General features: G+C 51.4%; 17 protein-coding genes. 2 read left to right on the forward strand and 15 right to left on the reverse strand.

Going from position 1 to position 25,842, the window contains the following annotated elements:
- Positions 1-35 precede the first annotated feature (35 nt).
- A complete protein-coding gene (locus tag ACJJID_RS07235; RefSeq protein ID WP_444922114.1) occupies positions 36-674 on the reverse strand; it encodes a hypothetical protein in 639 nt (212 codons plus the stop codon).
- Between the two features lie 316 nt (positions 675-990).
- Here ACJJID_RS07235 and ACJJID_RS07240 point away from each other — a divergent pair, with 316 nt between their 5' ends.
- Complete coding sequence (locus tag ACJJID_RS07240) at positions 991-1,584, forward strand: carboxymuconolactone decarboxylase family protein (protein WP_444922115.1); 594 nt, start codon at positions 991-993, stop codon at positions 1,582-1,584.
- A gap of 49 nt (positions 1,585-1,633) precedes the next feature.
- Here ACJJID_RS07240 and ACJJID_RS07245 read toward each other — a convergent pair whose 3' ends face one another.
- From ACJJID_RS07245 to ACJJID_RS07275, 7 genes are all read right to left on the reverse strand, one after another.
- Positions 1,634-10,300 carry a GH36-type glycosyl hydrolase domain-containing protein gene (locus tag ACJJID_RS07245; protein WP_444922116.1) on the reverse strand — a complete coding sequence of 2,889 codons (8,667 nt, stop codon included), beginning with the start codon at positions 10,298-10,300 and terminating at the stop codon, positions 1,634-1,636.
- On the reverse strand, positions 10,297-11,274 hold the full coding sequence (locus ACJJID_RS07250) for a universal stress protein (protein WP_444922117.1): 978 nt from the start codon (positions 11,272-11,274) through the stop codon (positions 10,297-10,299). Before ACJJID_RS07250 ends, ACJJID_RS07245 begins: the two co-directional genes overlap by 4 nt.
- A 598-nt stretch (positions 11,275-11,872) precedes the next feature.
- A complete protein-coding gene (locus tag ACJJID_RS07255) occupies positions 11,873-14,602 on the reverse strand; it encodes a cation-transporting P-type ATPase (RefSeq protein WP_444922118.1) in 2,730 nt (909 codons plus the stop codon).
- Between the two features lie 186 nt (positions 14,603-14,788).
- Complete coding sequence (locus ACJJID_RS07260) at positions 14,789-15,208, reverse strand: VOC family protein (protein ID WP_444922119.1); 420 nt, start codon at positions 15,206-15,208, stop codon at positions 14,789-14,791.
- Positions 15,209-15,305: 97 nt separating this feature from the next.
- Entirely contained in the window at positions 15,306-15,929 is a 624-nt protein-coding gene (locus ACJJID_RS07265) for a YdeI/OmpD-associated family protein (protein WP_444922120.1), read from the reverse strand.
- Between the two features lie 273 nt (positions 15,930-16,202).
- On the reverse strand, positions 16,203-17,126 hold the full coding sequence (locus ACJJID_RS07270) for a penicillin-binding transpeptidase domain-containing protein (RefSeq protein WP_444922121.1): 924 nt from the start codon (positions 17,124-17,126) through the stop codon (positions 16,203-16,205).
- A gap of 132 nt (positions 17,127-17,258) precedes the next feature.
- Complete coding sequence (locus ACJJID_RS07275) at positions 17,259-18,395, reverse strand: serine hydrolase domain-containing protein (protein ID WP_444922122.1); 1,137 nt, start codon at positions 18,393-18,395, stop codon at positions 17,259-17,261.
- A gap of 358 nt (positions 18,396-18,753) precedes the next feature.
- On the opposite strand from ACJJID_RS07275, the gene ACJJID_RS07280 reads away from it, so the two are divergent.
- Positions 18,754-19,455, forward strand: coding sequence for a helix-turn-helix domain-containing protein (locus ACJJID_RS07280; RefSeq protein ID WP_444922123.1), 702 nt, complete (start codon positions 18,754-18,756; stop codon positions 19,453-19,455).
- A 413-nt stretch (positions 19,456-19,868) separates the two neighbouring features.
- Here the strand turns inward: ACJJID_RS07280 and ACJJID_RS07285 are convergent, their stop codons facing one another.
- From ACJJID_RS07285 to ACJJID_RS07315, 7 genes are all read right to left on the reverse strand, one after another.
- On the reverse strand, positions 19,869-20,147 hold the full coding sequence (locus tag ACJJID_RS07285; RefSeq protein ID WP_444922124.1) for a hypothetical protein: 279 nt from the start codon (positions 20,145-20,147) through the stop codon (positions 19,869-19,871).
- Between the two features lie 387 nt (positions 20,148-20,534).
- Entirely contained in the window at positions 20,535-20,780 is a 246-nt protein-coding gene (locus ACJJID_RS07290) for a bacteriophage holin (RefSeq protein ID WP_444922125.1), read from the reverse strand.
- A gap of 104 nt (positions 20,781-20,884) precedes the next feature.
- Complete coding sequence (gene hypE / locus ACJJID_RS07295; protein WP_444922126.1) at positions 20,885-21,922, reverse strand: hydrogenase expression/formation protein HypE; 1,038 nt, start codon at positions 21,920-21,922, stop codon at positions 20,885-20,887.
- Positions 21,888-23,015, reverse strand: a complete 1,128-nt coding sequence (hypD, locus tag ACJJID_RS07300; RefSeq protein ID WP_444922127.1) for a hydrogenase formation protein HypD — start codon at positions 23,013-23,015, stop codon at positions 21,888-21,890. Before hypD ends, hypE begins: the two co-directional genes overlap by 35 nt.
- 4 nt (positions 23,016-23,019) lie before the next feature.
- Positions 23,020-23,262 (reverse strand): HypC/HybG/HupF family hydrogenase formation chaperone, encoded by a 243-nt coding sequence (locus ACJJID_RS07305; protein WP_444922128.1) that lies wholly within the window; start codon positions 23,260-23,262, stop codon positions 23,020-23,022.
- A gap of 6 nt (positions 23,263-23,268) precedes the next feature.
- Positions 23,269-25,569, reverse strand: a complete 2,301-nt coding sequence (gene hypF / locus ACJJID_RS07310) for a carbamoyltransferase HypF (protein ID WP_444922129.1) — start codon at positions 25,567-25,569, stop codon at positions 23,269-23,271.
- Positions 25,559-25,831 (reverse strand): hydrogenase/urease maturation nickel metallochaperone HypA, encoded by a 273-nt coding sequence (locus tag ACJJID_RS07315; protein WP_226646514.1) that lies wholly within the window; start codon positions 25,829-25,831, stop codon positions 25,559-25,561. Before ACJJID_RS07315 ends, hypF begins: the two co-directional genes overlap by 11 nt.
- Positions 25,832-25,842: the final 11 nt, after the last annotated feature.

Genomic DNA, 25,842 nt, shown 5'->3' on the forward strand with positions numbered 1-25,842 from the left:
AGTGAGGAAAAGAATAATTCACTGTGCTCAGGAGTTTATGGGATTCCATATTTCTCTGCTAGGCGATCAATATCCGCTTGAGACCTGGAACTAGTGGGGCATTTGGCTCTAAACCAGGGGTTCAGATCGCTATTACTGCCAGCCGGTAAATCTTTCAGGTTAAAGCATTTATCATCGAGCTGAACAAAAGTGCCTGTCGCTGTTGTATAGAGGGCATCTTTTGTTTGAAGCTGGCGAACTTTGTTGTTCTCTCGATCCAAAGCTCTCTTTAACCTCGGATCAAAAACCACCGCTTTGTTTTTTGCTCCAGATTCAGCGGGAACCGTTAAAGTAGTGGCTTTTTGAGGCGATAAGTTTTCGGGCTGAGTAGTAACTGCTGTGCTGCTTTGTTCATTGATTGTTTCTCTATTTGGGGCATCACGTTTTTGCTGAATTCTGGGAGAGCTAGGTTTTTCAGCTGCTGTAGCAGCAGGCAATACTTCAGCCTGCCCTTCTACTTTCGGTTTCGTAATGGTTGCTGATTTTTCGAGCTTGTCGGCACTGGCCGGGCTATCGGAGTTGTTAATTGGCGAGCCCGCAGTCGGATCTTTATATTGTAAGGCAAGCTTAATTGTCGATTGATTGTTCACCTGCTTACCTGATGGCAGAACAACTGGAGTAATCAATAAAGCCATGTGAAGGCCAAGCGCGATCGCCAGGGAAATCCAAAGGCGCCACGAAATTGATGTTTCGCTATCTTTATGAACTAAGGGTGGAGGCTGGAGGTCCATCTGATGTAAATATCACTTCCGTATAATGCCCCGACAAGATTCCGAAAAGAGAAGATCTATTGGCTTGCGAGGTTGCAGGTTTGACTGGGTGTCAGCCAAAAAGTTCTTTGAAATGAAGCCCCGGTTTCTATGGGGCGAGGTCTAATCCATGCATTAAGTATGAACGAGCTAGACTTTCCTCTAAATAGAGCAACCTGCCGAACCCATAAGGTGTCTTTCAATGCGTATTCCCCCCATTGCTCCCGGTGACCTCAACCAAGAACAAAAGCCTCTGTACGAAGATATGTGCACTGAGATGAGAAGCTACTTCTCAGGGTTTATTAAGAGTCGCAAAGATGGGGCTTTGCTAGGGCCTTGGGCGCCGGCAATTCGCTATCCAAAATTTGGCAAGCCCTGGTGGGATTATGTGAAGGCGATAGCGGATAACCCTTCGCTGCCAAAGACTGTTCGGGAAGTTGCGATTCTGGCCACGGGAGCGCACTTTAAGGCGGGCTATGAACTCTATGCGCATTCGGCTATTGGTGAAAAGCTGCATTTGGAAGCGGATAAAATAGCGACGATCGCCGCAGGTGAGCGTCCTTCTGATTTAAGCCGAAAAGAAGGCATTGCCTACAGCGTTGCAGTTTCTCTGGCGGCTGGTGGCCGCCTACCCAGGGCTACCTGGAAAATGGCTGTTGAGGTTTTTGGTGAGGATTCCGCCGCGGAATTGATTTTCCTGATCGCCGGGTATCATCAGGTCTCAGCCATTTTAAATGGCTTTGATGTTTGTATTCCGAGCGAAGATGATCAAGAGCCCGATACGCCCTCAACATAAGATGCCCTGCCCGGCTAATACCGCTGTTACTACAAAGGTTACACCTCTATTAGCCGGGAGCCGGTGATGTAGTCTTGAACATCAGAGATACCTTGTGCTCCTGGCCATCATCCTTAAGAGGGATTTTCCCCGAGGAGATGTGTTCACCGTCCAGAGTCAGTGACTCTATTTCTCTCGGACAGCCACCGCAATTGCTTACGGCGATCTCATAGCGACTGCTGCCAAAGCGCAGTGATAGGTGATAGTTGTGCCAGGTTTGCGGTAAACAAGGCTCGATCACCAAGTGATCTCCATCAAGAACTTTTGCCCCAAGCAATGCCTCCAGTGCACTGCGATACAACCAGCCGGAGGCGCCGGAATACCAAGTCCAACCGCCGCGTCCAACGTGGGGCGGCACGCCGTAAACGTCGCCGGCTAATACATAAGGTTCGGTGCGGTAGCGTTGCACGCCTTCGGCAGTACTCGTGTGAGTGACCGGGTTTAATAGATTGAAGTAATGCCAGGCCCTCTCACTTTGATTCAGCCCGGCGGCGGCCCAAACTGCCCATGTGGCGGCGTGAGTGTACTGGCCACCGTTTTCGCGGATACCTGGCGGATAGCCTTTGATATAGCCGGGGTCCTTCTTGGTTTTATTAAAAGGTGGCTTAAGCAATAGTATCTGCCGAGCGAGCTCGTTTACCAGATGCCGGTTAGCTGACTCCATTGCCTTGTGGGCGCGTTCAGTGGGTTCTTTTTGGGAGAGCACCGACCAGGTCTGCGCAATCAGATCAATTTTGCATTCATCACTCTCTTTAGAGCCAATCGGAGTGCCGTCATCGTAGTAAGCGCGCCGATACCAGGCACCGTCCCAACCACTGTCTTCCACCTGCTGACGAAAGTTTTCTCCCAGCAGGCGGTAGTGTTCTGCCAGGGCCGAGTCGCCAATGTAGTCACACAGGGGGGCCATATCCCGGCAGACCCGCAGCAAAAACCAGCCCATCCACACACTTTCACCGCGACCAGTGGTACTGATCCGGCTGAAGCCATCGTTCCAGTCGCCATTGCCGATAACCGGTAACCCATGGGGCCCTACGGCACCGGCACGCTCGATGGCTCGGCAGCAGTGCTCGTAAAGGGACCCGGATTCGTCACTGCTTTCAAATTCGGCATAGCGCTCGTGTTCATCCTTCCCCAGTGGTGCCCCTGCAAGGTAGCTGACGGGTTCATTCAGGATTTGATAGTCGCCGGTGGTGCGAATGTACTGAGCCGTGACAAACGGTAGCCATAGCAAGTCGTCGGAGCAGCGGGTGCGCACACCGCGTAAAGGATTTTCGTGCCACCAATGCAGTACATCTCCGTCCTGGAACTGACGGGAGGCCGTGCGCAATATATGTTGGCGAGTCCAATCGGGATGGGTCCACAACAAAGCCTGAACATCTTGCAGCTGGTCCCGAAAACCAAAGGCGCCACTGGATTGATAGAAACCGCTGCGTCCCCAGAGGCGGCAGGCCAGCGTCTGGTAGGGCAGCCAGCGATTTACCATCAGTTCGGTGGCTTTGTCGGGCACTTGCACCTGCACCGAGTCCAGATAATCCTCCCAGAACTGTTCGAACTCAGCCTGGGAGTTTGCGGCTCTTTGTGGGTCCCGAAATTCTCCAGCCAAATCCAGGGCCTGAGCCCGATCTATCCCCTCCCCCATCACGAAATAAATATACTGGGTTTCGCCAATAGCCAGATCGATATGCACCTGATAGGCGGCGCAGGGGTCACCACCAGACTGAACTCTGCCAGAGAGGCCGATACGAAACAGTGCCTCTGGAGCCTGCGGGCCCCCGGCGCTGCCTAAAAATTCGTGGCGGTCTGTGGTTAAGCCGTGGGGAGGCAGGCTGGCAGTCAGGAAGGCGACACCGGGCTTGGCATCTGGAACAAAAGCGTTGCGGGCCAACAGTGTATGGCTCTCTGGAACGAACTCATTGATCAAGTGTGTCCAGTTACTGCGGGTCAGCCCCAGTACCCATTCCACATAGTAGGTAGCCGTTAACCGACGTGGCCTGTTCCAGCCATTTTTCAATGTCAGACGGCCAATCTTCACCGGTGCTGATCGGTCGACAGTTATACGCCAGGACTGTTCGAGGCCGTGACTGTTGTGGCGGTACTCTGTATAGCCCGCCCCGTGATGTATCTGGTAGTTGGCCTCAGCGGGTCGCGGGGCCGGAGTCGGACACCAGACCTCGGCGCTCTCCTCGTCGCGAAGGTAGAGCATTTCGCCACTGGGGTCGCGTACCGGGTCATTGTTCCAGGCCGTCAGCCGGTGCTCGCCGCTATTGCCGCTCCAGGTGCAACAGGAACCGCCCTCAGAAACCAGGCAACCAAAGTCGGGATTGGCGATGACATTTACCCAGGGTGCCGGGGGGCGCTCTCCCGGTTCTTCCAGCTTGCCAGACTTCAGATGTAGGATGTACTCGCGGCCATCTGCAGAGAAGCCACCGAGGCCGTTATCGAATAAAAGGTCGTCGGGGCGTTGTAATTCTGCAGTTGGCAATTCGGTATAGCCTGCGGGCTGCACCGGCACGAACGGCGGCAGCGGCTGCATTTGAGCCTGCAACGTTGTGGCGCTGTTCTCTAACTGTGTGGCCACAGAGCCCGCGGAGGAATCGAGCAGTACTCGCGCCGCGGCCAGCAAGCCAATACGGTCAGACTCCGGCAGTTCCTGGCCAGGTACTATCACCACCGAGCCATTCAGTTTGCGCAGAGTGCGGCCGCGGATATCGGCGATCATTTCCTGAAGTCTGTCGCGGGTCTGCTGGGAATAGCCGGCGGAATCTTCATCGACGATAACCAGGTCTATGGCCAGGCCGCGACCACTCCATAGGGTGTGCGCCTGCAAAATGGGCTCGGCGAAATCGATTCCCTGCTCACTGCGCACCTGCACCAGGAGTATCGGATTGTCCCCGGATATGCCGCGGCTCCACAGGCAACGCTGAATATGGTGGCTGCGGGCCAACACCCTGGATGGCGCGCGTAGACCTCCCGAAGGCGCCAATACCGCGGTTAGCAAATCCATCATCCAATAGACATCTGCTGCGGGGATGCGAAGGTTGTGCAATTCCTGCTCCGACTGCATTCGCGCTAAATCGTATACCCAACGTGCCTTGGGACGGGAGCGATAGGAGCGGAGCACCGAGAGCAATTCTCGGCGGGACTTGCTTGCCCCGGTCAGGTAGATAACTTCAACTTCAGATTGGGGGGGAATGGATATTTCCTGGGCCGAGGCGATTACCGGGTCCAGCACGGGCCCCGTGGTGCCGGTAAAACCTGCCAAACCCTTTTGCAAAGCCAGGGGCCGGGCCGGTGATCCGCCGCGCCCAAGGAATAGCATCCGGTCGGTTTCCCAGGCCAGCTGGTGGTTTATCCCGGAGGATACCAATACACAGTGGGCCATGTAGATCGGCTTTTCATCACTGCTGCGGGGCCGCCGGCGATAGAGCATCACCTGCTCTTCAGGCAGATACTGACTTTCCACGAATAGCTTGGCAAACGCGGGATGGCGTTGGTAATCGCGCTCGGGTGCCAGCACTACCTCCGTATAATCCGCCAACAGCAAATGGCGGCTGCGATTGCTCTCATTTTTGATTACCAGCCGGCGCGCTTCCAGGTCATGCTGGGAGCTGAGCGCGATGTGTAGACGGCAGAAGAGTTCCGCTTCACGTCGCTGGAACTCTGCACCTTGCGGGGAGAAGTTCGCCATACAGTGGCCGGCGTCCCCACCGCAGGGCGCCAGGCCGACCGAGAAGAGTTCGCCGCTATCCAGGTCGCGGATATAGTTCCAATGGCCACCCTGGTGCCGAGTCGGGTCCGGCTGCCAACGTGTCAGGGCAATATTGTGCCAGTAACTGCCGCCGGCACCATCAGCGCCCAGCAACAGAGTGTGGTGGCCGTTGGACAACACGTTGTACTGCGGATAGGGGCGCCCGGGCAGTGCCGACCAGCTCTGTAGGGCCCCTTCGGCGTGGAAGCTGCGCTGTAGTCCCGGCTGCTGCCAGGGCCTTAAGGCTGGCCGCGCAGTGGGCAGGCGCTCATGCAGCAGCGGGGTTAAGCCGGCAATCCGCACGTCGCTATGAAAGCGCTGCTGCATGATGTCTTCATGCAGGTAATTATTGATGGACAGCAGAATCATGCCCTGATGGTGGCTCATATAAGAGCGCACAGTGCGCGCACGGCGCGGTATCGGTTTGGCGGTGCGGCCATAGTCGATGGCTTCATAGAGACCAAACTGACCATAGCCACCTTCAGCGCGCAGCTGACGCAGGTTCTCCATGACCGCACCGGCATCGAATGGTAGCGCCATCATGGAAGCGTAAGGCGCGATCACCAAACGTTCACCCAGGTCGCGGCGGAAACCGATACCGGGGACCCCAAAAGCCCGGTATTGATAGTGCAACTGACTATCCAGCTCGTAGTAACCGGATTCGGCAATGCCCCAGGGCAACTCATAGCGGCCAGTAAATTTGCGATGCACTTCTATGGCGTTGCGACAGGCGCGCCCTATTAAGCTGTGCTCCGGAGTTTCCATAAACAGGCGGGGCATCAGGTATTCAAATAGCGTCGCACTCCAGGACATCAGCACCACTCGGCGATGTAAATGCCTGAATGGCCGTTCCAGGTGGCGCCAATGGCGTGCCGGCACATCGCCTTTGGCTATAGCGAGAAAACCGGTCAGGCGGGATTCCGAAGCCAGCAGATCGTAATGGTTGGCGTCCAAGGCGGCATCGGTGACGTTGTAACCGATATGAAAGAGGTGCTGATCGCGATCGTAGAGGAAGGCGAAATCCATTTCCTCCACCCAATTGCGTGCCCTTGTGGCCAAGTTGGTAATATCGCGGCAATAACTGGCCGCGTTTTCCCTGGCTCTTTCCAGAGCGTTATACAGTTTTTCACACCAGGCCGTGACTTCATCCCGCTGTTGTAGTGATTCGGAAGGGATGTGTTTTTGCAGCTGCTGTAGTTGCTCTTTTGCCGCCTCACAGAAAGACGGCATGGACGACAGTGAAACTGGGTTATTCAACGCGGCCGCTAGAGCGTGGAAACCTTCTTTGATTGGGCCCCCACCTTCCCGACAAACCGTGGGTGGCGCTTGCATCAGTCGCAACCAGGGTTCCAAAGCCTCCTGGTAGCGCCGTGCGGCTACCGCGTGGCGGTGCAGTTCATCGAGCCACTGCCGCAGCCGTCCTAGGTCCTCGGCACTGAAGTTCTTTTCGTCTCCTTCGATAAGAGTCAGCATCCGCTCCTGCAGCCAGGGCACGTCCCGCTCGTAGATATCATCAATGGTTTGCCACCAGCGATTATGTTCCGCCCCAGCTTGCAGGCGTTGGCGAAACTGCGCTATCTGTGCGTTGATCTCGCGGATTTCGTTATGGGTGGAATCCGAATCGACAGGTTGTAGGGTTTCCGCCATGGCATCGAGGGTATCAGTGATTCCCAGTACCAGTTGTCGGCCACTCAGTGGTTCCGTTTTTAGAGCCTCTAAACCGGAGGCCAGTGTCAGCAAGCTGCCAGCCAGGTTGCCGCTGTCCACGGTAGAGACATAACGAGGGTTGAGGGGATGCAGTTCGCGGGTTTCATACCAGTTGAGAAAGTGCCCGCGATAGCGCTCCAGCCCGCGCATCCTGTCGAAACTGTTGTTGAGACGCGCCAAAAGCAGACTGAGATCAACGTAGCCAAAGTCGTAGGCGCTGAGAATCGAGAGCAGTCCCAGCCCGATATTGGTAGGAGAGGTGCGCCGGGCCAAGACGGCCAGCGGCTCTTCCTGATAATTATCGGGTGGCAACCAGTGGTCATCCGGGCCCATAAAATGTTCGAAGAAAAACCAAGTTCTCCGGCTCAACAAACGTAGCTCTCGCTTATCTTCCTCAGATAGAACTGAGGGCTCCAACAGCCTTGGCAGATTGATATGGTGTACCAGCTGCGGCGCCAACAGCCATGCCAATAAAAACGGCGCGGCGGGCAGCAGGCTGGCGGGAGCCCAAAAAATCAGGCCTGCCGTTACCAATAATGCAATCGCGGGAGAAACCCACATTTCCCGCCAGCTGCCTGTAGTGGTAAGGGCGTTTCTGACGGAGCGATTGACATGTGCCGCCGAGGTCCACTGCAGTAAATGGCGGTGGGAAACGCGCAGCCGGTAGAGAGTGCGCACTATCGCATCCAGCGCATTGACTGCCTGTACAGGGAGCAGAGCCAGAGACAAAAGCCAGTGCAAAAAGCGTTGCTGTAAAACCGCTGGGCCTCCCCGCAGGTGAAGGTGAGCACGACTGGGGTCGGCTATGCTTCGCCAAATCATCGATAGCAGTTCCTGCCATACCGAGGCGGATGACAGTAATAGAAGTAGCAAGGTCCAGGCCCAGGATTGGCCTGGCAGCCAGCCGCTCCAGGCCAGCAGAAATAGAGCCAAAAGAGAGGGAGACTCCAAACTGCGACGCAAGTTATCGGCGATCTGCCAGCGCTGGATGGGTGGTAGAGGGTTGCTGACTTTCTCACCATTTTCGATCGGCACACGCTTGCCCAACCAGGAAAGCAATTGCCAGTCGCCACGAATCCAACGGTGTGAGCGACGCAGCATGGCGAAAATATTGGGTGGGTATTGCTCGTAGAATACGGCATCCGATAAAAGCCCTACCCCACCGATGGCGCCCTCTAGCAGATCGTGGCTGAGAATGGCGTTTTCCGGCAGGTGGCCCACCAGGGTTTGGGAGAAAACCTCCGGATCATAAATACCCTTGCCTGTGAATATCGCCTCACCAAACAGATCCTGGTAGGCATCGGATACCGCGTGAGTGTAGAGATCTACGGTACGATCGCCGGAGAAAATCTGGCTGAAGATAGTCCCATCAGAACTGGCAGGGTCGGTTTCCACGCGGGGCTGTAAAAATCCGTAACCAGCCACCACCCGCTGTAGGTCGTCGTTGACTACCGCGCGATTGAGCGGGTGTGCCATGGCGCCGACGAGGCGTCGCGCGGTATCTGGTGGCATCTGGCTGTCGGCATCTAACGTGATGACATAGCGGATGCCCTGGAGCTGTTCGCGATCGCCAAAGCAGCTGGTGAAGCTGTGATCCTCCCGGCCCGAAAGCAGGTGGTTGAACTCGATCAGTTTGCCGCGTTTGCGCTCCCAGCCCATCCAGCAATTCTCTAGCGAATTCCAACGGCGCTCGCGGTGCAACAAAAGAAAAGGCGATCGGCCCTCATTGGCTCTGTGGCGTTCATTTAAGGATTCGATGGAGGCCCTGGCGATCTCCAGAAGTTCATTGTCCCCCTTGGCACTTTGCTCATCCGCGTCAGCAAAATCGCTAAGAACGGCGTAAACCAGATTCTCGTCACCATTGTTGAGGAAATTGATTTCCAGGCATTCGAGAATCCTCTGCATATCCTCCGCATCGGCAAACAGTACCGGCATTACCACCACGGTGCGGCATTCTTTCGAAATACCTTTATCGAAATCTATCTTGGCCAGTAGACGCGGCGGCAGGCAGTGAGTTATTAAGCCGTTGACCAAAGCCAAGGCCATGCCGATCAGCGGTACCGCGGCAACCACCAGTACCAGTAAGGTCAAAATTACCGAAGCGCCGCCCCAGAGCAGATATATGGCTAGGGCGAGCAGTAACGGAATGGAGAAGAGCGCCAGCCCGGAAAAGAAAACCTTGGAGGCTTTATGCAGCAACCGCCAATGAATTCGCTGCAGAAAACCCGGACGATAGCCCAGTACCGCTTCCAGTTGTGGTCGCCCCTCGTCTATCAGGTAATAACCCACATGCTGAGTCCGGCTGCCGGGCTCCTGTTCACTGCTCAGCTTTACCAGCTGTTGGGCTACCTGTTGTTCGCTTGCGCCACTGCCGCGTGCCAGCTTTTCAATCACATCCCGGTATCTGTCGCGGGTTTCAAAATCCATTCGGCGGTAGGCGTCTGCGGGATCGGTGTGCAGAATACGTTCTACACGGCTGAGGGATTCAACAAAATCCCGCCAATTACAACTGCGCAGTTCTCGCAGGCTAATAATGCCACTGGCGATGCCGACACTGAGTTCCTCTTCGGTGCCGGTATTTCCACCCAGGGCCTCCTCCGCGAGTTGCGCCAAGTGCTCTAACAGGCAAAGGCGCAACAGGGCGGGCAGTGCCCAAAGTTCGCCCGTGGTGAGTACGGCATCCTCCTGGTAGTGGTCTACCAGTAAGTGAATAGATTGGACATCCACTGGTTGGGAGAAATCGGTTATCAGGGCATTGGCAAGGAGATGTAAACGCAGGTCGATACTGCCATCTTCCGCAGTGACTTGCGGTAACTGCTTCAAGTAGTTTCTAGGGAGAGACTCGCAGACCAATTGCAGGGCTTCCTGAACTACATGGCGGTTATCCAGAAGCCACTCTTCACTGCGCGTGCTTTTTTCGCCAGATTCCACCCGCGCGGCGAGATGCCGATAGATTTTCTCGAAGTGCTTTTCCAGCTTGCCCAAATGCGATCTAAGGCGGTAGCCGCCACCTGCCCCGACAGGGGCTGAGTGCCGCTTAGCCAGCGTGGCTATGTCTTCAAGACGCTGCTGTTCATTATCCCGGTTATTGTTCCGGCTCGAATTGTTGCCATCTGCCGGTAGAGTAGCCGCCCCCTGGGAAGCTACTTGTCCTGGTTTTGAACGTGAAAAGAACTTGTGCTTGTGGCTGGCGCCCTGCTTTTTCCAAAACCGCAATTTCATCGATGGGCTTCATTTCTAACCGGTAGAGTGGAATGGCGAATTTGACAGGCATCAGTGCCAGCGCGCAGGGCCTGTAATTGGGATTCCTGCAGGTCCTGAAAAATTAATACCGGCAGATTGCTGTGGGACATTACCGTGTGGCATACGGTACCGGTTACGTGATGCTCGCCAGTCTGCCAATCGTGTGCGCTCATGGCGATCAGATCGACACCCTCTTCAGCGGCCGTGGCATAAATACATTCGGCGACATTTTGTGCAACCAACAACATGGGGCGCACTTTAATACCGTTTTCCAATTGGCGGGCCATCTCTTCCAGGTAGACCTCGCCAGCGCGGCGATTACATTCGACAAACTTCTCCCGAGTGGCATGCTCCTCTCGGGTGATAGGCATTTTGCGTGGCATCTCTGGTACCGCGATGACTTGCAGCAAGATCATTTCCATCTCTTGTCCGCGCATCATTGAAGCCGCCTGACAGGCCACCCACTCTGAATGCGAGGAGCCATCCATGGATACCAGAATACGGCGGTAGGCCATATTATCCTGGGCTGGCGGTTTTAAGCCTGGCCGAACGATGATGAATGAACGCCCGGAGCCACTGAAAATCTTTTGGGCGGTACTGCCGAAGTCGAAACGACTGACGCCCCCTTTTCCGTAGGCAGTGAATACGATTAAATCGACATCCACTTCTTCGCAGTACTCGACAATCTGTTCCGCCGGGCGCCCCTCCACCACAGACTGGGTCACAGTGATACCCTGTTCAGAAATACGTTCAGCGAGGCGATTGAGATAGCTTCGCAACTCCACCCTACGCAACCTCCAGTCCACCGGGTCGATGCCTTGCTCGTCAGAGTTTTGCACATGCAGTAGATGAATTTTTGCTCCGCTGTTTTGTGCAAGCATCACCGCGTGGGCGATGGCCTCCTCGGCGATGGAGGAGCCATCAAGGGGCAGTAGGATGTGTTTAAACGGCATATCATTACTCCCAGCCGGAGCCCGGCGATGGATATTCAGTAAGCGTTAAAGAGTTTTACGACAGAAATTTTTTGCTTATTCGCTTCGTGACTGCTCCCGGTTTTTACCCTGCAAGAAACAGTCCCAACACCGAGCTTTTAGCAATGTTAGGGAAACTCCGAAATGCCCATTAGCGCGGTTAAGGTCAAGAGTATTTCAAAGTCTCATCCATGGTGTTGTCTTTGCTGCCAACATGAAAAACTGTGCTCCATGTCACTGAAAACGCCAGCGTTAATAGATTCGTAACGGCTTCTCTTGGGGGGCTTCTGAATAATTCCGTGATGACTCTGGCTTTTAGGGCGGCTCTTGAGGGCTACAGCTGCTACGTTGCAACTCTTGCAAAGGGCTATGGCCATTCGCTGCAAGCTGCGCCTTATCTCTGCAGACTTCAAAATCCGCAGAGAGATTACGGAATGATTCAAAGGCTCCTTAGGTATTTAGATAGAAGGAAACTTGTAAAGAGTGCGTTCTAAGCCCTTTAACGTTAAATAATAGGGGCTCAATAGAAAGTAAGTCGGAGGAGATTGGCTGGGACCAGGATAAGGGTTTTCAAAAGCAGTCACGCTTTCTTCCCAATTATAAAGTCAGGTGTTTGTCTTGAAAGTCGTATACGCATCTGTTTTTCAATTTCGACAATGGCAAATAGCGCCACGCCTATAGCAACAATCAATACTCCATCGGCGAATGTCACTGCTTCGGTTGCGAAGATTTTCTGCAGGGTGGGAATATAGGTAATTGCGAACTGCCCCGCGCTAACGACAAGTACCGCCAGCCATACAACCTTTGTGCCGCGTACGGCCTTCCAAGTGAGAGAGGTGCCATACATATTGCGGATAAAGAACAGGTGGAAAATTTCCATCACCACCAATGTATTCATGGCCATGGTGCGTGCAAGCTCCAGGGAGTAGTTTTGCTCAATGGCGTAGGTATATATCCCGAATACGCCACATAGAAATAACGTACTTACCAATGCGATATGCCATACCAGCACGCTGGTGAGCAATGGCTGTCCACGCAAGCGGGGGGGACGGCGCATGGTATTTTCTTCAGTGGGCTCAAAAGCGAGCGCAATGCCGAGCGTAACGGCGGTAATCAGGTTTACCCAAAGTATCTGGATCGGTGTTATCGGCAGCACCATGCCAAAGAGCAGTGCCACAATAATGGTTGAGGCCTCCCCTGCGTTGGTGGGTAGTGTCCAGCTGATCACTTTCTTTATATTGTCATAAACCGTACGCCCCTCACGTACGGCGGCACCAATAGAGGCGAAATTGTCATCCGCTAGAACCAGTTCGGAAGCCTCTTTGGCGGCCTCGGTTCCACCTTTTCCCATGGCAATGCCGACATCGGCGCGTTTCAATGCGGGGGCATCGTTAACGCCATCGCCAGTCATTGCCACAGTCATATCGTGGGCCTGCAGTGCGGTTACCAGTCGCAATTTATGCTCTGGCCTGGTGCGGGCGAAGATATCCACCTTCAGGACTTCTGCCGCCAATGCCGCGTCATCCAGGTTGTCGATGTCCACTCCCGTTAAGGCTTTGTCTGGCCCCTGTAAACCTATCTGCTGACCGATGGCTTTTGCGGTCGCGATATGATCGCCGGTGATCATTTTCACCTGAATACCCGCGCCCCTGCACTCTGCAACGGAGGTTATAGCCTCCTGACGGGGGGGATCGATCAATCCCACCAAGCCGAGAAGGGTTAAAGTGCCCTTCACGTCTGAGTGCTCCAGTACCGTGTGCTCTGGCTTTACTTCTTTTGAGGCGAGCGCCAAGACACGCTGCCCCAATGCCGCCACCTCGTCGGCCTGTTGTCGCCAGTAAGTTTCTACCAATGGTTCGCAGCCTCCATCCTCGCTGCGATAGGTTTTGCACATTGCCAAAACCTGTTCCGGCGCACCTTTAACGGCGATCAGTGCATGATTCTCATGGTTGTGGTTCAGGCTGGCCATGAACTTATGCTGGGCATCAAAGGGGATAATATCGGTACGGGTCCACTGCTTGCGTACCTCCCCGTCATTCATTCCCGCTTTTGCGGCAAACGCCAGCAAGGCCCCCTCCATGGGGTCGCCCTCCACGAGCCAGTTGTCATCCTCTTTTCTGAGCTCGGCGTCATTACAAAGAACCGCAACACGGGCCAATTCCTCCAGGGGGTGCGGGGCCGGCATCGTTACCGGCTCGCCGCAGAGCATGACTTCACCCCGCGGTTCATAGCCCTCGCCCTTTACTTCAAAGTGCTGTGTGCTTGTAACTACAGTGGCGACGCACATCTCGTTGCGTGTGAGTGTCCCGGTTTTATCGGTACAGATTACCGATACTGATCCCAGGGTTTCGATAGCCGGCAGGCGCCGGACAATGGCGTTGCGCCGTGCCATCGCCTGGACCCCAACCGCTAATGTGATGGTTAGAACTGCCGGTAAGCCCTCAGGGATAGCCGCTACCGAAAGCCCAACAATGGCCATAAACAGCTCGGTAAAGTTGTGCTGCAATACAAACAGCCCAAAGGCGAAGATAAGCGCGGCAACGGTCAGAATAAAAAGTGCCAGCCATTTGGCGAAGATGCCCATCTGTTCAACCAGCGGAGTGGTTAAAGTTTCAACACTGGCGAGCATGCCACTGATATGGCCGATCTCTGTCTCTGCTGCGGTAGCCACTACTACCCCCACTCCCTGCCCACTGGTAACACTGGTACCGCTATAGGCTAAGCAACTGCGGTCCCCCAAAGGTGTATCGGTGTTAACCGGGGCGGTGTGTTTTTCTACTGCGAGCGATTCCCCAGTGAGGATGGCCTCTTGTATCTGCAGGCTGTGCGTTTTTAACAACCGCAGATCGGCAGGCACTTTGTCACCGGCCTCAATGAGCACAATATCTCCGGGTACCAGCTTCTCTCCCTCTACAGTGAGCCGCTGGTTGTTGCGGAGGACCGCGGCACGTGGTGCCAGCATATGGCGGATAGCATCCATGGCTTTTTCCGCCTTACCCTCCTGCGCAAAGCCGATAATCGCATTGACGATAACCACCGCCAGGATGACTCCGGTATCTACCCAGTGCTGCAGTAGGCCTGTGATAAGCGCCGCACCCAGCAAGACGTAGATCAGGATATTGTTAAAGTGGGAGAAGAAGCGTCGTAGTAATCCTTTGCGAGGCGGTGCCGGCAGGCAGTTGGGTCCGTAAGTTTGCAGTCTTAGCGTCGCTTCATCCTCACTGATTCCCGCCATACCGCTCTCCAGCTCGGAGAGCACCGTCTCTGGGGGCATTGAGTGCCAGTTTTTCTCAGGCCTCGTCTGAAGCACGCTTCACCTTTGCCGGGTTATCTTTTTCTATTTTCGACTGAGCTTAGCAATAAATATTAATTATTCGAAAGGTTCTAGATACTGAAAATAATCAGGGATGAAAAGGCTTAGAGGTATCAATTAGGCACAACTAAGCCCTTATTCACAAGAAGTAGCCATCATTAATAATATGAGATGTAAATTATATTATACCTTGTCAGCTTTCTCAGAAAGTGAAGTTGGATCCATCCACATTGCCTCCCAAACATGGCCATCGGGATCTGCTAATGCTCTGCCATACATAAAACCATGATCTTGTGGAGGGTTGGTATCGGCGGTGCCGCCATTGGCAGCCGCTGCATTGTTTATCACATCAACTGCCTCACGGCTGTCCATAGATAAAGCCAGCATAACCTCGCTGCTGCTTGAAGGGGGGATCGGGCGAGATGTGAAGTGACGCCACTTCTCATGGGTAAGCAACATGGCACTTATATTTTCACTCCAAACCATGCAGGCTGCGGTCTCATCGGTAAAATGTGGGTTGTTCTCAAATCCTAGGGATTTGTAAAACTCCATTGAGGCCTTAAGGTCATTAACGGGCAGGTTCACAAAAATCATACGTTTCATAATTATGGATTCTCTGTTAAGAGTAGTTAATTGTGATGCTCTCTCTTAGTTGCTCAGATACTTATAGATAGCTTAAAGAGTTTTCAGTATCAACATACTACTGTTCTTGTGGTCCTTTGCCAGACATAATTTTTGATCGAAATTTAGCTATATATGCAACTCGAGTTTCGAATTTTTTTGCTGAATTGAGTTTGATAGCATAACTCTTCTGTCGCCCAGGTGTTAAATTATAAAAAGCTTGTGCAAGCTCTACATCAGTGCTTAGTGCTTCCGCTAATTCAACAGGTAAACATTGTTTCTCTCTTTTCTTTGAGGGTCTTATACCTTCGGCGGCATATCTTATTGACTCTAAGAGATAAGATTCAATAATATATGCTTTATCATCTACTTGTTTGGCGTTTGTAAAACGCATCATATCTGGACTTTGTGTGTTCTCACCTTGACGCTCTAAAATGCCGTATGGATCCTTCATTAAACTAGCGTTAAAAAAAATAAGTCGAAAATCGTTTCGTACTGCGCCAATCATAACAATGTTACGATTAGCGTGCATGTAACATGGGTGTGCCCATTTAACCACTTCAACAAGTTCATTTTCTAGGCAAATTCTTCGAAGTTTATGGATACCATCTCTCCAAATAAATGAGGAACAGCTTGAAGTATTAAATCGATCACAGCGTCCGCACCCTTTATTAAAGAAATCTTCTATAACGGTAATCATCATGACAGCGTTTACTCCTCACAAGTGTTTCTACAGAGAAAAGCATAGGGCCAATTAAGCAAACCTAAGATCATAAGAATAAATTAAACCTATGCCTTAAGGCTGTTTTAGTTAAGTTGAGAATAAATGAATTAGAATCAATCAACAAAAACAATCGAGCAGTATCGATAGAAATGGCAAGTTATCAATTTCATGGGTGTCCAGATCTAAATGAATTCACCAATAACCCTGCTGATTTTTATATCTCATTCTTGTTTCTGGTTATTATAATAGGAACTATTTAAATGCTACTCCATTTGCCTCTAACATATTTAAAGTTAATCGACGTCGATTCCCAATATCTTCCGGTGCACCTATATCTAGATTAAAGGCAAAAACGATATCTCCGCCCATTGAACCCTCTTGTTCAATCCAGCCAACATACCAGCCGATACGATCAACAGTCTCTAAACGAGAGATAACAGTATCGGAATTGGTTATATCTCCCGTCTCTGGATCAATCGGTAAGACAAGTCCACTTTTTGCATGGATTTCACTTGTATTATTCTCAACTTGAGTCCGCATCATTTCGGCTACTATTATCTGGTTCTTATCTCTTGCTGGTAGCGAACGTCGCTTTAACATACTCAAAAACTCGACTTGGCCCAGTGCACTAACTCTCAGAGAACCATCCAGCCAAAAATGTGTGAGTTCCCGAGAAAGGCCGATATCAGTATTACCATAACCAAGTTTTTTTACCCAGCGGGACATATTTTCATAGCCAATCTTTTTAGCTGTTTCCTGGTAATACCAAACGGTAGAGTTGGCCATCCCTGTGGCGAGTGTAGTATCCCTGTTCCAAGCTGGTACTGCTCTCTCTCTTCCATCCCACTTCATATATTGGTTTGGCCCTTGGATAATTTCTAGCTCTAATGCAATCAATGCGTGCGCTACTTTAAAAGTTGATGCAGGCAGGAAAGGTTTATGAGCGCGTTCAGCATTGCATACCCTGAGACGGTCGGTATCAATATTGAACATTACAAAAGTAGCACCCGTAGTTTTTTGATTAAGAATCTCGCACCCCTTAGCTTCCTCTATGGGTAGGCCAGTGATATCTGAGGATAATCCCATTGACTTGCCACTCTTAGAACAGCTTGCCGATATAAAAATGCTGATGATTATGGAAAGATAAGCTTTACATTTCAGGTGTCGATTAATCATTTGTAAGCCAAAGCACTTAAGGTTTTATCTATTGTAATTGCCATATTAATACATTTACTGAATTGGGGTGAAAGTCCTTATTGTTTTATTAGGTAGTTTAGAGTGGCTTCTCTAGTCTGCACATTTAACAGTTTAAACATCCATATCACCCAGGATCTTTATGAGAAGCTCATTAATTAAATGCTGGTTTGAGAAAAATGAACCATCATTCGATGAAAAGGTAATAACTAAATCTCTACTGGGAAAGAGGCCGACATATGAATACCAATATGTATTGGAGCCATTGTGCCAAATATGAGTTTCATCGCCAAAAGTAGATTGAACCCAACCAAAACTGTATAAATTTAAAGCCGGAGTATGGATTAGCTGGTAAGTTTCTTTATTGAGTAGTGACCCATTTCCCTTTATTCCCTGCAGGTGCTCAAAGGCATATTGGCTTAGATCTTGTAGTGACATATGCACAGACCCAGCCGGTCCCATTATTGGGCTGTTATCCGCCTCATTGCCGATACCAACGGAATATTTACCTTCAGGTAATTCAATATGCCCTCTAGGTTGAGATATAACATTAACTCTATTCCTCTCTCCTGGAGGGCCAAATCCAGCGGACTCAATCCCCAGCGGTTTAAATACTTCCTGTTCGATAAGCTCTTCCCAAGACTGGCCAGTGACTGTCTCCGCAATAACGCCAGCGACAGTGTACCCAACATTTGAGTAGGAAAAAGATTCACCGGGATTTAAACTCAATGGCGAATTGAGTATTTCCACAACCCAGTTGTATCGATGTTGTATCCTTTGTTTACCTTTTTTGGGGTGTTCAGCTTGGATATCTGCAGAAAAGTTGGTTGGCGCACCTGAGGTATGCGTCAATAATTGCCTCAAGGTCACCTTTTGCCACTGCTTATCAATAGCTTTCTCTTTAGCAAATATATCCCCCATTGTAGATTCCCAATTCAAAACTCCTTTTTCCACTAAGCGAGCAATCATCGTGGCAGTTATGGATTTGGTTATTGAGCCTAAATGCCACTTGTCATTTTTAGATAAGGATACGCCACTATTGACCTCTCTTTCCCCACTCGTATGTTGGGCGATAACTTGCCCCCTCTGAAGGATGACAGATCCAACCCCAACCAACTTATGCTCTTTTCTCATTCCCTCTAGTACATCGCGCAATTTTTCTTGGACATCTGTTGATGCCGATAGAATAGGAGCGTAAGTCAGAAGAGTTAGCAAGAATACTTTTAGTGCTTTATGAAGATGGCTATTCATTTAAAATCTTGACCAATAATAACTGCTTAATTCACAGTTGGTTTTCATATTGATAGGGGATGCTAAAGGATGCTCCTCCCTCAGGAATCTTTTTGGAAATCCTTTTGATATTAAAATTGGCATTGCTGTCTAAAATTTACTGGAAAATAGGGGCACTCTTTTCTCCATCTTTTTCACCAAGTAGTGGAAGCCATTCCAGATATGAGACATCTCTTTTCAACTCCTTATTAAATGGCGTACCACATACTTATCTATATACAGCGCCAGTTTTAGAATCTATACGTCAATGAATAACTACTTTAATATGCAGTTTTCCAATTGTGTTGAATAAACGTGCACTCAAGGTCTGGTGGCTTGTATGATTAACGATCAAGAGGTGTTTTCGAGCCCACTTTTCCTTCTTGCTGCTGACCGATTACGGGCGCATACGCTGCCTTCTACTTGTCTCTTATGTGGCCTCGATGGCCCCATTGTTCTGAAGTATGGAGCAAAGCAAGTTGTGGGTGATATTCTTCTGGTGCGCCCTCAGGTTCTTCATGAGGTGATTATTGAGGGGAGAGCTCGGATTTTAAATCTAAATGGGCTGCAATTTCCCTATGATAGTGACTTGGCAATACAACTTACTAACACAAATTATGAAATTGCTATAGATGCCCTCTGGGGCGATGAGAGTTCGATACTTGAGTTACGCGCAAAGCTTGGATATCGACAAGTAAAATGCCCTACAGATATCGCTCAAATTATTACCCATCTCTCAGATGAGCCTATGTTTCGTATGTCACAACAAGAGTTGGCGATACGCCTTAATCGTGAACGAACTCAGGCACTAAAGTATTTTAAGGCGTCAACAGGTATGACATTTCGTGGACTGAAACTGTGGTTGGCGATTCAAAGTGCAGCTCATCAGTTATTAACTGGTGATTTGGTTCGTAATGCTGCGTTGGATAATGGTTTTGCCGATACGGCGCATTTCACACGCAGCTTTCGTACAGCATTAGGGATTACCCCATCTGAGGCTATAGCTGGTTACCACCTGGCTATGAACCTATCCAGCAGATAACTGACTCCATCATAATTCTCCCCTTGGCTTCTAAAGCACCATTCCTTAGCCCAGTTGTTTAAACTGAAGTGACTTAACTGATGCCTTTTTCTGAATGTCAATGGAGGCTATTTGTGTGTCTGTTTAAAGAGTGCGTCCCATTCTTGATCAAAGTTCTCGGGTATTGGCTTCGCGGTTTTCTTGAAGAGTAAAACGCCCACAAGTGCTTCATGCGTGGATGAGTTATCTGTTACCTCTTCTACAAACCCTTGCATAATTCCATTACTATCAATTGAAAGCCTGCTCACCGTTTCATCTGACACGTCGAGTGTGACCATAAGAGTGCTATTATCTGTCTTCGAATACACAAATATACCAATATCCTTACTATAAATTATTCCATCTTTTGATTCTTCGATGCCTCCTATTTGATGTTATATATCAGGTTTTTTAAGCACATCAATGAATCGTCCGCCGCCACCTGATTCGTTCACGGTTAAGACTTTAAAGGTTCGGCAGTAATCGCCTTCCCCTATATCTACAGCCTCTTTTTTATGTTCATAAAAAATAAAAGACCCTTCCTCAATGGTACACCAGGTGCCATCCAAGCTATTTTTTGTGTCTGAACTTGCATAAGCTGGCTTCATATACGCGAATATGACAGCAAAGATGCCCAACAAGAAAACACTTAAGTTAGCCTTCTTCGAACCCATGGTGACCCCTTATTCTTTTGTGGTTTTAACAAACGTATGTATGAAAGGCCAAAAGCCCCAGTGATAGCTGACACATATCAACCGGATTGGCTAAGTCAGTCCCTGGTGAACAATGAATCAGGTTAGGATGTTTTATTAGAGTGCGCCAGGGTTGAGGGGCGAATTGGGAGTAAGATATTTCCCCTTTTCGAGAGTGGAAATTTAAAACTAAGCATTACTTATTGATAGTCTTCTTATTAAGCTCGATGGACAATGATACTGACAATATTCTTTGTCAGATAAATCCATTTAACCCTGTTACTTCAATATATAGATTTATGATTTTTTAAGTTTTTGTAGTTGCTTAATATTAGGCCTTTATGCTTAGCTTTAAACTCCCTATTCGGTTTACTTCGCCAGCTTGTTATATATCCAAGCAATAATAACTCCGGCAATATAACCATCAACAAATCCCCATACTGCGCCAATGAGGGCACCAATAAAGGTTGGTGCATAGCCAATATAAAGTGATGAAAGTGTAACGACGAGTTCCAATCCCCAACCAAACATGGCCGTGATACCGCAGAAAAAGACATAGATTGCCCAAAGCACACCAATTGCAACACCTAAGGCGTTTGGAGCACATCGGTTCATAGGGACCTCCCCTACACTAACGAAATAAATACTATTAAGTATTGATGATAGCAAAGGGATGACATGCTTGAGTCAGGCTGAGATCGTTGTGATCTTCATGCCTATTAACAGATTCTCGGCAACTGCTCTCCGGGTAAGCGTTGCAACAGGCGATCACAACCCAGGCTATTTTTTAGGATGACCTGGCAACTGGGGTTGTCTGAGACCTGCCCAATGATTGCACAGGATGCCCCAACTGGGTCTTCACCTAGGATGGCGATGGCCTGATCAGCGTACTCTTCGGGAATAACTGCAACAAAGCGCCCCTCGTTGGCAACGTAAAGCGGGTCTAAGCCCAGCATTTCACAGGCTCCCTGTACGGATTCGCAGACTGGGATCTGCTCTTCATCCAATTCAAACGCCCTTTCACTGGTTTCGGCCAGCTCCACCAGAGCGGTGGTGAGGCCGCCGCGAGTAAGATCACGCAAGCAGTGAATCTCCACACCACCCTGCAGCAGTGCCTTAACCGCATTATTGAGTGGGGCGCAGTCACTACTGAGCGCACTTTCAAACTCCAGCCCTTCGCGGCTCGCCATAACGGCAATGCCGTGCCGACCTATATCCCCGGACAAAAGAATCCTGTCGCCGGGGCGAATATAACTGGGGTCTATTGGATGATCACTCAGCAGAGTACCCACTCCACTGGTGTTGATATAGATACCATCGCCCTTGCCCCTCTCCACCACCTTGGTGTCTCCGGTAACCAGCTTTGTCCCGGTTTCCTCCGCTGCTGCAGCCATGGATTCCAGCACTCTTTTTAATGTACTGAGTGGTAGTCCCTCTTCTAGAATTAAGCTGCAACTTAAGAACTTTGGCTCAGCACCGCCCATGGCCAAGTCGTTGACGGTTCCATAAACAGCCAATTTACCGATATCCCCACCAGGGAAAAACAATGGGGTAATTACGAATGAATCGGTGGTGAACACCAGGCGATCAGAATGCCAAGGCAAGGTAGCGCTGTCATGGGCCTGGTCGATCCAGGTATTCTTAAACAGCGGTTGGATAAAATCGTTTAGAAGCTGCTGGGTCATCTCACCGCCACTGCCATGCCCAAGCCGGATACTGTCCTTATTTGTCGCTGGGAGTGGACACTGAATATTCACGGGCTTTTACCTGTTGGCTGTAGCGGTGATAGGCGGAGCAGGCGCCCTCTGAAGAAACCATGGGGGCACCCAGGGGGCGGTCTGGGCGGCAGTCTGTGCCGAAATGAGGGCAATCGGCGGGTTTTTTATGACCGAGCATAATGTCGCCGCTTATACAGTGATGTTGTTCCTGGGTTTTGATCTCGGGTAGTGCGAATTTTGGCACGGCATCGAATTCCAAAAACTCTTCACGAAGCCCCAAGCCACTCGCCGGTATTTCTCCCAGGCCCCGCCATTGCTGGGCGGAAATCTTAAACACACTGTTCAGTAATGTTTGTGCTTGCCGGTTACCGGCTCGTTCCACCGCCCTTAGGTATTGGTTTTCAACCCGATAACTACCCTGCTCCAATTGGCGCAGACACATCAGCAAACCTTCGAGAATATCCAGGGGTTCAAAACCGGTGACGACAATGGGCACCCGGTACTTTTCCGCAAGCGGCAGGTAATTCTCGTAGCCTGTTATGGAGCACACATGACCGGCAGCAAGAAACCCCTGCACACGCGAGTCCCCGGCAGAACAAATAGAGGCAATGGCGGGTGTCACCAAGAATTGGGAGACCAGCAGGGAGAAATTTTGTAGAGATTTGTTTTTGGCCTGAGTGGCAGCCATGGCATTGGCGGTTGCGGTGGTTTCAAATCCTACGGCAAAAAAGACAATTTGTTTTGCGGGGTTGTCTTCGGCAATCTTCACCGCCTGCAAGGGTGAGTAGATGATACGAATATCGCCTCCATCGGCCTTCACATCGAGTAGGCTGCGCTCTGATCCCGGTACGCGCAACATATCGCCAAAGGAGCAGAAAATGACTTCCGGTAAGGCCGCGATGGCGATGGCCCGATCAACTGTCTCCAAGGGCGCAACGCACACCGGGCAGCCGGGCCCATGCACCAGCTCTATTTCCCGCGGCAGTAACTGGTCGAGGCGGTTCTTAACAATGGCGTGGGTTTGACCGCCGCACACCTCCATAATCGTCCAGGGCTGTGTGGTTACTTTGCGAATTTCAGCGGCGATTTTCTGGATGCTTTCACTCTGACGGTATTCATTGACGAATTTCACTGCATCACTCCTGGCCGCTGGGCCCATCCAAGGCTTCCAGGTCGCGAAAAACCTGTGCGGCTTCTTCTTCCCTAATTTGGCTGATGGCGATGCCCACATGCACGATCACATAATCACCAACACCGGCATCGGGAACCAGAGACAAATTGATTAGCCGCGCTATGCCGCCAAATCGTACTTTGCCCAGGCGCTCGAGCGGGGAATCGCCTGTGATCTCTTCAATAAGGCCGGGAACGCCTAAGCACATGCGCTGTTAACCTCCCACTGGCTGACCAGCCGCGGCCATACAGTGGGCATAGTGGAGTTGCCCCAGGGCGATGCCGCCATCGTTTGGAGGTATCTGGCTGTGACAGTGCACGGTAAAACCCTGTTGGCGTAGGAGCAGTGCGGTGCTCTCTGTTAGCCGCCGGTTTTGAAAAACGCCACCGGAGAGAAAAACCATTGGCTCACCCACTTCGCGAATCACCGCCAGAATCATATGGGCCAGAGTAGTGTGGAAAGCCGCAGCCCGTTGCGGCAGTGATTTACCCTCATCATGTATCAATGCACTGATGCAGGGTGCCCAGTCCAGTTCCCATTTGTTTCGACGTCGATAGAGATCGAATGGGTAGCTGTCGCCGCTCTGAATTCCGCGGGCGCTATATTCCAGTGCTAGTGCGGCCTGTCCCTCGAAACTAGACTGGCTACAGAGACCCAGTAGTGCAGCCACTGCATCAAATAGGCGACCGGCGCTGCTACACAGAGGGCTGTTAACCTCCCCTTCCAGCATGGTAACCAGGTTGCGGCGTTCGCTGCGGGTGAAGCAGCGCTTTAGTAGCTGGTGTTGTAGCGCTACGTATCCGGATATTTCATACAGCAGTCCCGCCGCAGCCCGCCTCGGTTCGCGCACGGCTTTCTCACCACCCGGCAGCGGGAATGTGCGCAGGCTGGCGACATGTTCCACTTTTGCGTTGCCATCCCAGAGAAGGAATTCCCCTCCTCGAACTACCCCACTACTGTCAAAGCCGGTGCCGTCCCAGCAAACACCGAGCGCGGCGCCACTGTGGCCGTGTTCAGCCATACAGGAAAATAGATGGGCCACATGGTGTTGCACTTCCAGACGTGGAGCCCGCTGCTTGAGTGCCCACCGATGGGAACTGTAGCCCGGGTGCTGATCGTGTATCAGGGTTTGTGGGCGGTGTTGCTGTAAGCGTGTGAGGTCCGCGATGGTCCGATCAAAGTGCTCAATTGCCGTGGCGCTGCCGAGGTCGCCAATATGTTGGCTCTGATAAATCCAACCGTTGTGAGATAAGGCCACGGAATTTTTTAAATCGGCGCCAAGCGCCAGATAGGGTTCCGCCACGGCCTGTTGTGACAACTTTGCCTGGGTGATCGGCAGGGGCGCGTAGCCACGCGCTCGGCGCAACATTAGTGGGCGATTCTCTATCACACGCAACACCGAGTCATCCAATGGCCTGACGATACGGCGGTTGTGCAGTAGAAACCGGTCGGCAATTTTGCCGAGTCGCTGCAATGCCTCTGTGTTTTCAATACAGATTGGCTCCTCGGCCAGATTGCCACTGGTAGCGACTAAAGGAGCGGCATACTCTTCTGCAAGCAACAGGTGTAGCGGCGAGGCCGGCAGCATCACCCCCAGGTCTGGTGAGCCCAGTGCCACTAACTCATGCACCCTGTCACTCGCTTCCGGTTTGGCTTCCAGCAGCACTATGGGCCGTGCTGGTGATGTGAGCAGCTTGGCTTCCAGTTCGGAAATCCGGCAATCCCGACGCGCTGCTGACAAGGAGCTGTAGAGCAGTGCAAAAGGTTTGTGCGGGCGCTGCTTGCGTTTACGCAGTAGCTCCAAGGCATGTCTGTTACCGGCATCAACCAACAGCTGAAATCCCCCCACTCCCTTTAGCGCTACTACTTGCCCTTTTGCCAAACTTGCGAGCGTCTCGTTCAGGGCTGCCTGGCGGGTGTAAAGGGTTTTGCCTTTGGCATCACAGAGTTGCAGTTGCGGGCCGCACTCTGGACAGGCATTGGGTTCGGCGTGAAAACGCCGGTTAGCAGGATTGGCATACTCGGCCTGACACTTAGGGCATTGAGTAAACTGCTGCATGGCCGTGTTTGCGCGATCATAAGGTAGCTTTTCGATAATGCTGAAGCGCGGGCCGCAGTGGGTACAGTTGATAAAAGGGTATTTGTGCCGTCGGTTGCGTGAGTCCTGAAGTTCGGCCTGGCAGAAGTTACAGGGGGCCAGGTCCGGTAGCACCATAGTGGTTTGTGCTGCGGCAACCGTACTTTCGCGTATCTGAAAACCGCTACCGCCTTCAGCTGGAACCACTTCGGTGTCGATATTGAGAATCAGGCTATGGGGTGGTTTTTCCAAAGGCAAACGATGTAAAAACTTTTCAACTCCTGCCGTTTCTCCCTCAACCTCTAGTTGCAGTCCACCACTATGATTGGCGACCCAGCCCGTGAGTTGGCAATCCAGTGCCAGGCGGTAAATATATGGGCGGAACCCCACTCCCTGGACCAGGCCCTTGATGGCGACTCGACGACGTTCACTGTCCATCACTGACCTCGAATTGCAGATTTTCCAGGATGATGTCCTGTGCCTCGGCATGGTGAATGTCTGTATGCTCTTCGATTTCCAATTGCAAGCCTTCCAGAGGGGTTCCAAAAGTTGCCTGTTCGAAGTGTTCACGCAGGTGAGCGGCGGATATATGGGCAAGGGCACCCAAACGCAGCTTGGCGCCCACGACCCTGGCGCCTTCGTTATCGGCGAGTTGTTGGATTTTCTCGATCAGATTGCTGATCAGGGATTGTTCGTGCATGGCTGACCTCC

The organism is Microbulbifer sp. CnH-101-G, assembly GCF_052466775.1.

Excerpts from the sequence above, each read along its gene's own strand:
- ACJJID_RS07275 (WP_444922122.1), bottom strand. The coding sequence starts at position 18,395 with ATGAATAGCCATCTTCATAAAGCACTAAAAGTATTCTTGCTAACTCTT.
- ACJJID_RS07285 (WP_444922124.1), bottom strand. The coding sequence starts at position 20,147 with ATGGGTTCGAAGAAGGCTAACTTAAGTGTTTTCTTGTTGGGCATCTTT.
- ACJJID_RS07280 (WP_444922123.1), top strand. The coding sequence starts at position 18,754 with ATGATTAACGATCAAGAGGTGTTTTCGAGCCCACTTTTCCTTCTTGCT.
- ACJJID_RS07245 (WP_444922116.1), bottom strand. The coding sequence starts at position 10,300 with ATGAAATTGCGGTTTTGGAAAAAGCAGGGCGCCAGCCACAAGCACAAG.
- ACJJID_RS07270 (WP_444922121.1), bottom strand. The coding sequence starts at position 17,126 with ATGATTAATCGACACCTGAAATGTAAAGCTTATCTTTCCATAATCATC.
- ACJJID_RS07305 (WP_444922128.1), bottom strand. The coding sequence starts at position 23,262 with ATGTGCTTAGGCGTTCCCGGCCTTATTGAAGAGATCACAGGCGATTCC.
- ACJJID_RS07235 (WP_444922114.1), bottom strand. The coding sequence starts at position 674 with ATGGCTTTATTGATTACTCCAGTTGTTCTGCCATCAGGTAAGCAGGTG.
- ACJJID_RS07290 (WP_444922125.1), bottom strand. The coding sequence starts at position 20,780 with ATGAACCGATGTGCTCCAAACGCCTTAGGTGTTGCAATTGGTGTGCTT.
- ACJJID_RS07250 (WP_444922117.1), bottom strand. The coding sequence starts at position 11,274 with ATGCCGTTTAAACACATCCTACTGCCCCTTGATGGCTCCTCCATCGCC.
- ACJJID_RS07260 (WP_444922119.1), bottom strand. The coding sequence starts at position 15,208 with ATGAAACGTATGATTTTTGTGAACCTGCCCGTTAATGACCTTAAGGCC.
- ACJJID_RS07265 (WP_444922120.1), bottom strand. The coding sequence starts at position 15,929 with ATGATGATTACCGTTATAGAAGATTTCTTTAATAAAGGGTGCGGACGC.
- hypF (WP_444922129.1), bottom strand. The coding sequence starts at position 25,569 with ATGGACAGTGAACGTCGTCGAGTCGCCATCAAGGGCCTGGTCCAGGGA.
- ACJJID_RS07240 (WP_444922115.1), top strand. The coding sequence starts at position 991 with ATGCGTATTCCCCCCATTGCTCCCGGTGACCTCAACCAAGAACAAAAG.
- ACJJID_RS07315 (WP_226646514.1), bottom strand. The coding sequence starts at position 25,831 with ATGCACGAACAATCCCTGATCAGCAATCTGATCGAGAAAATCCAACAA.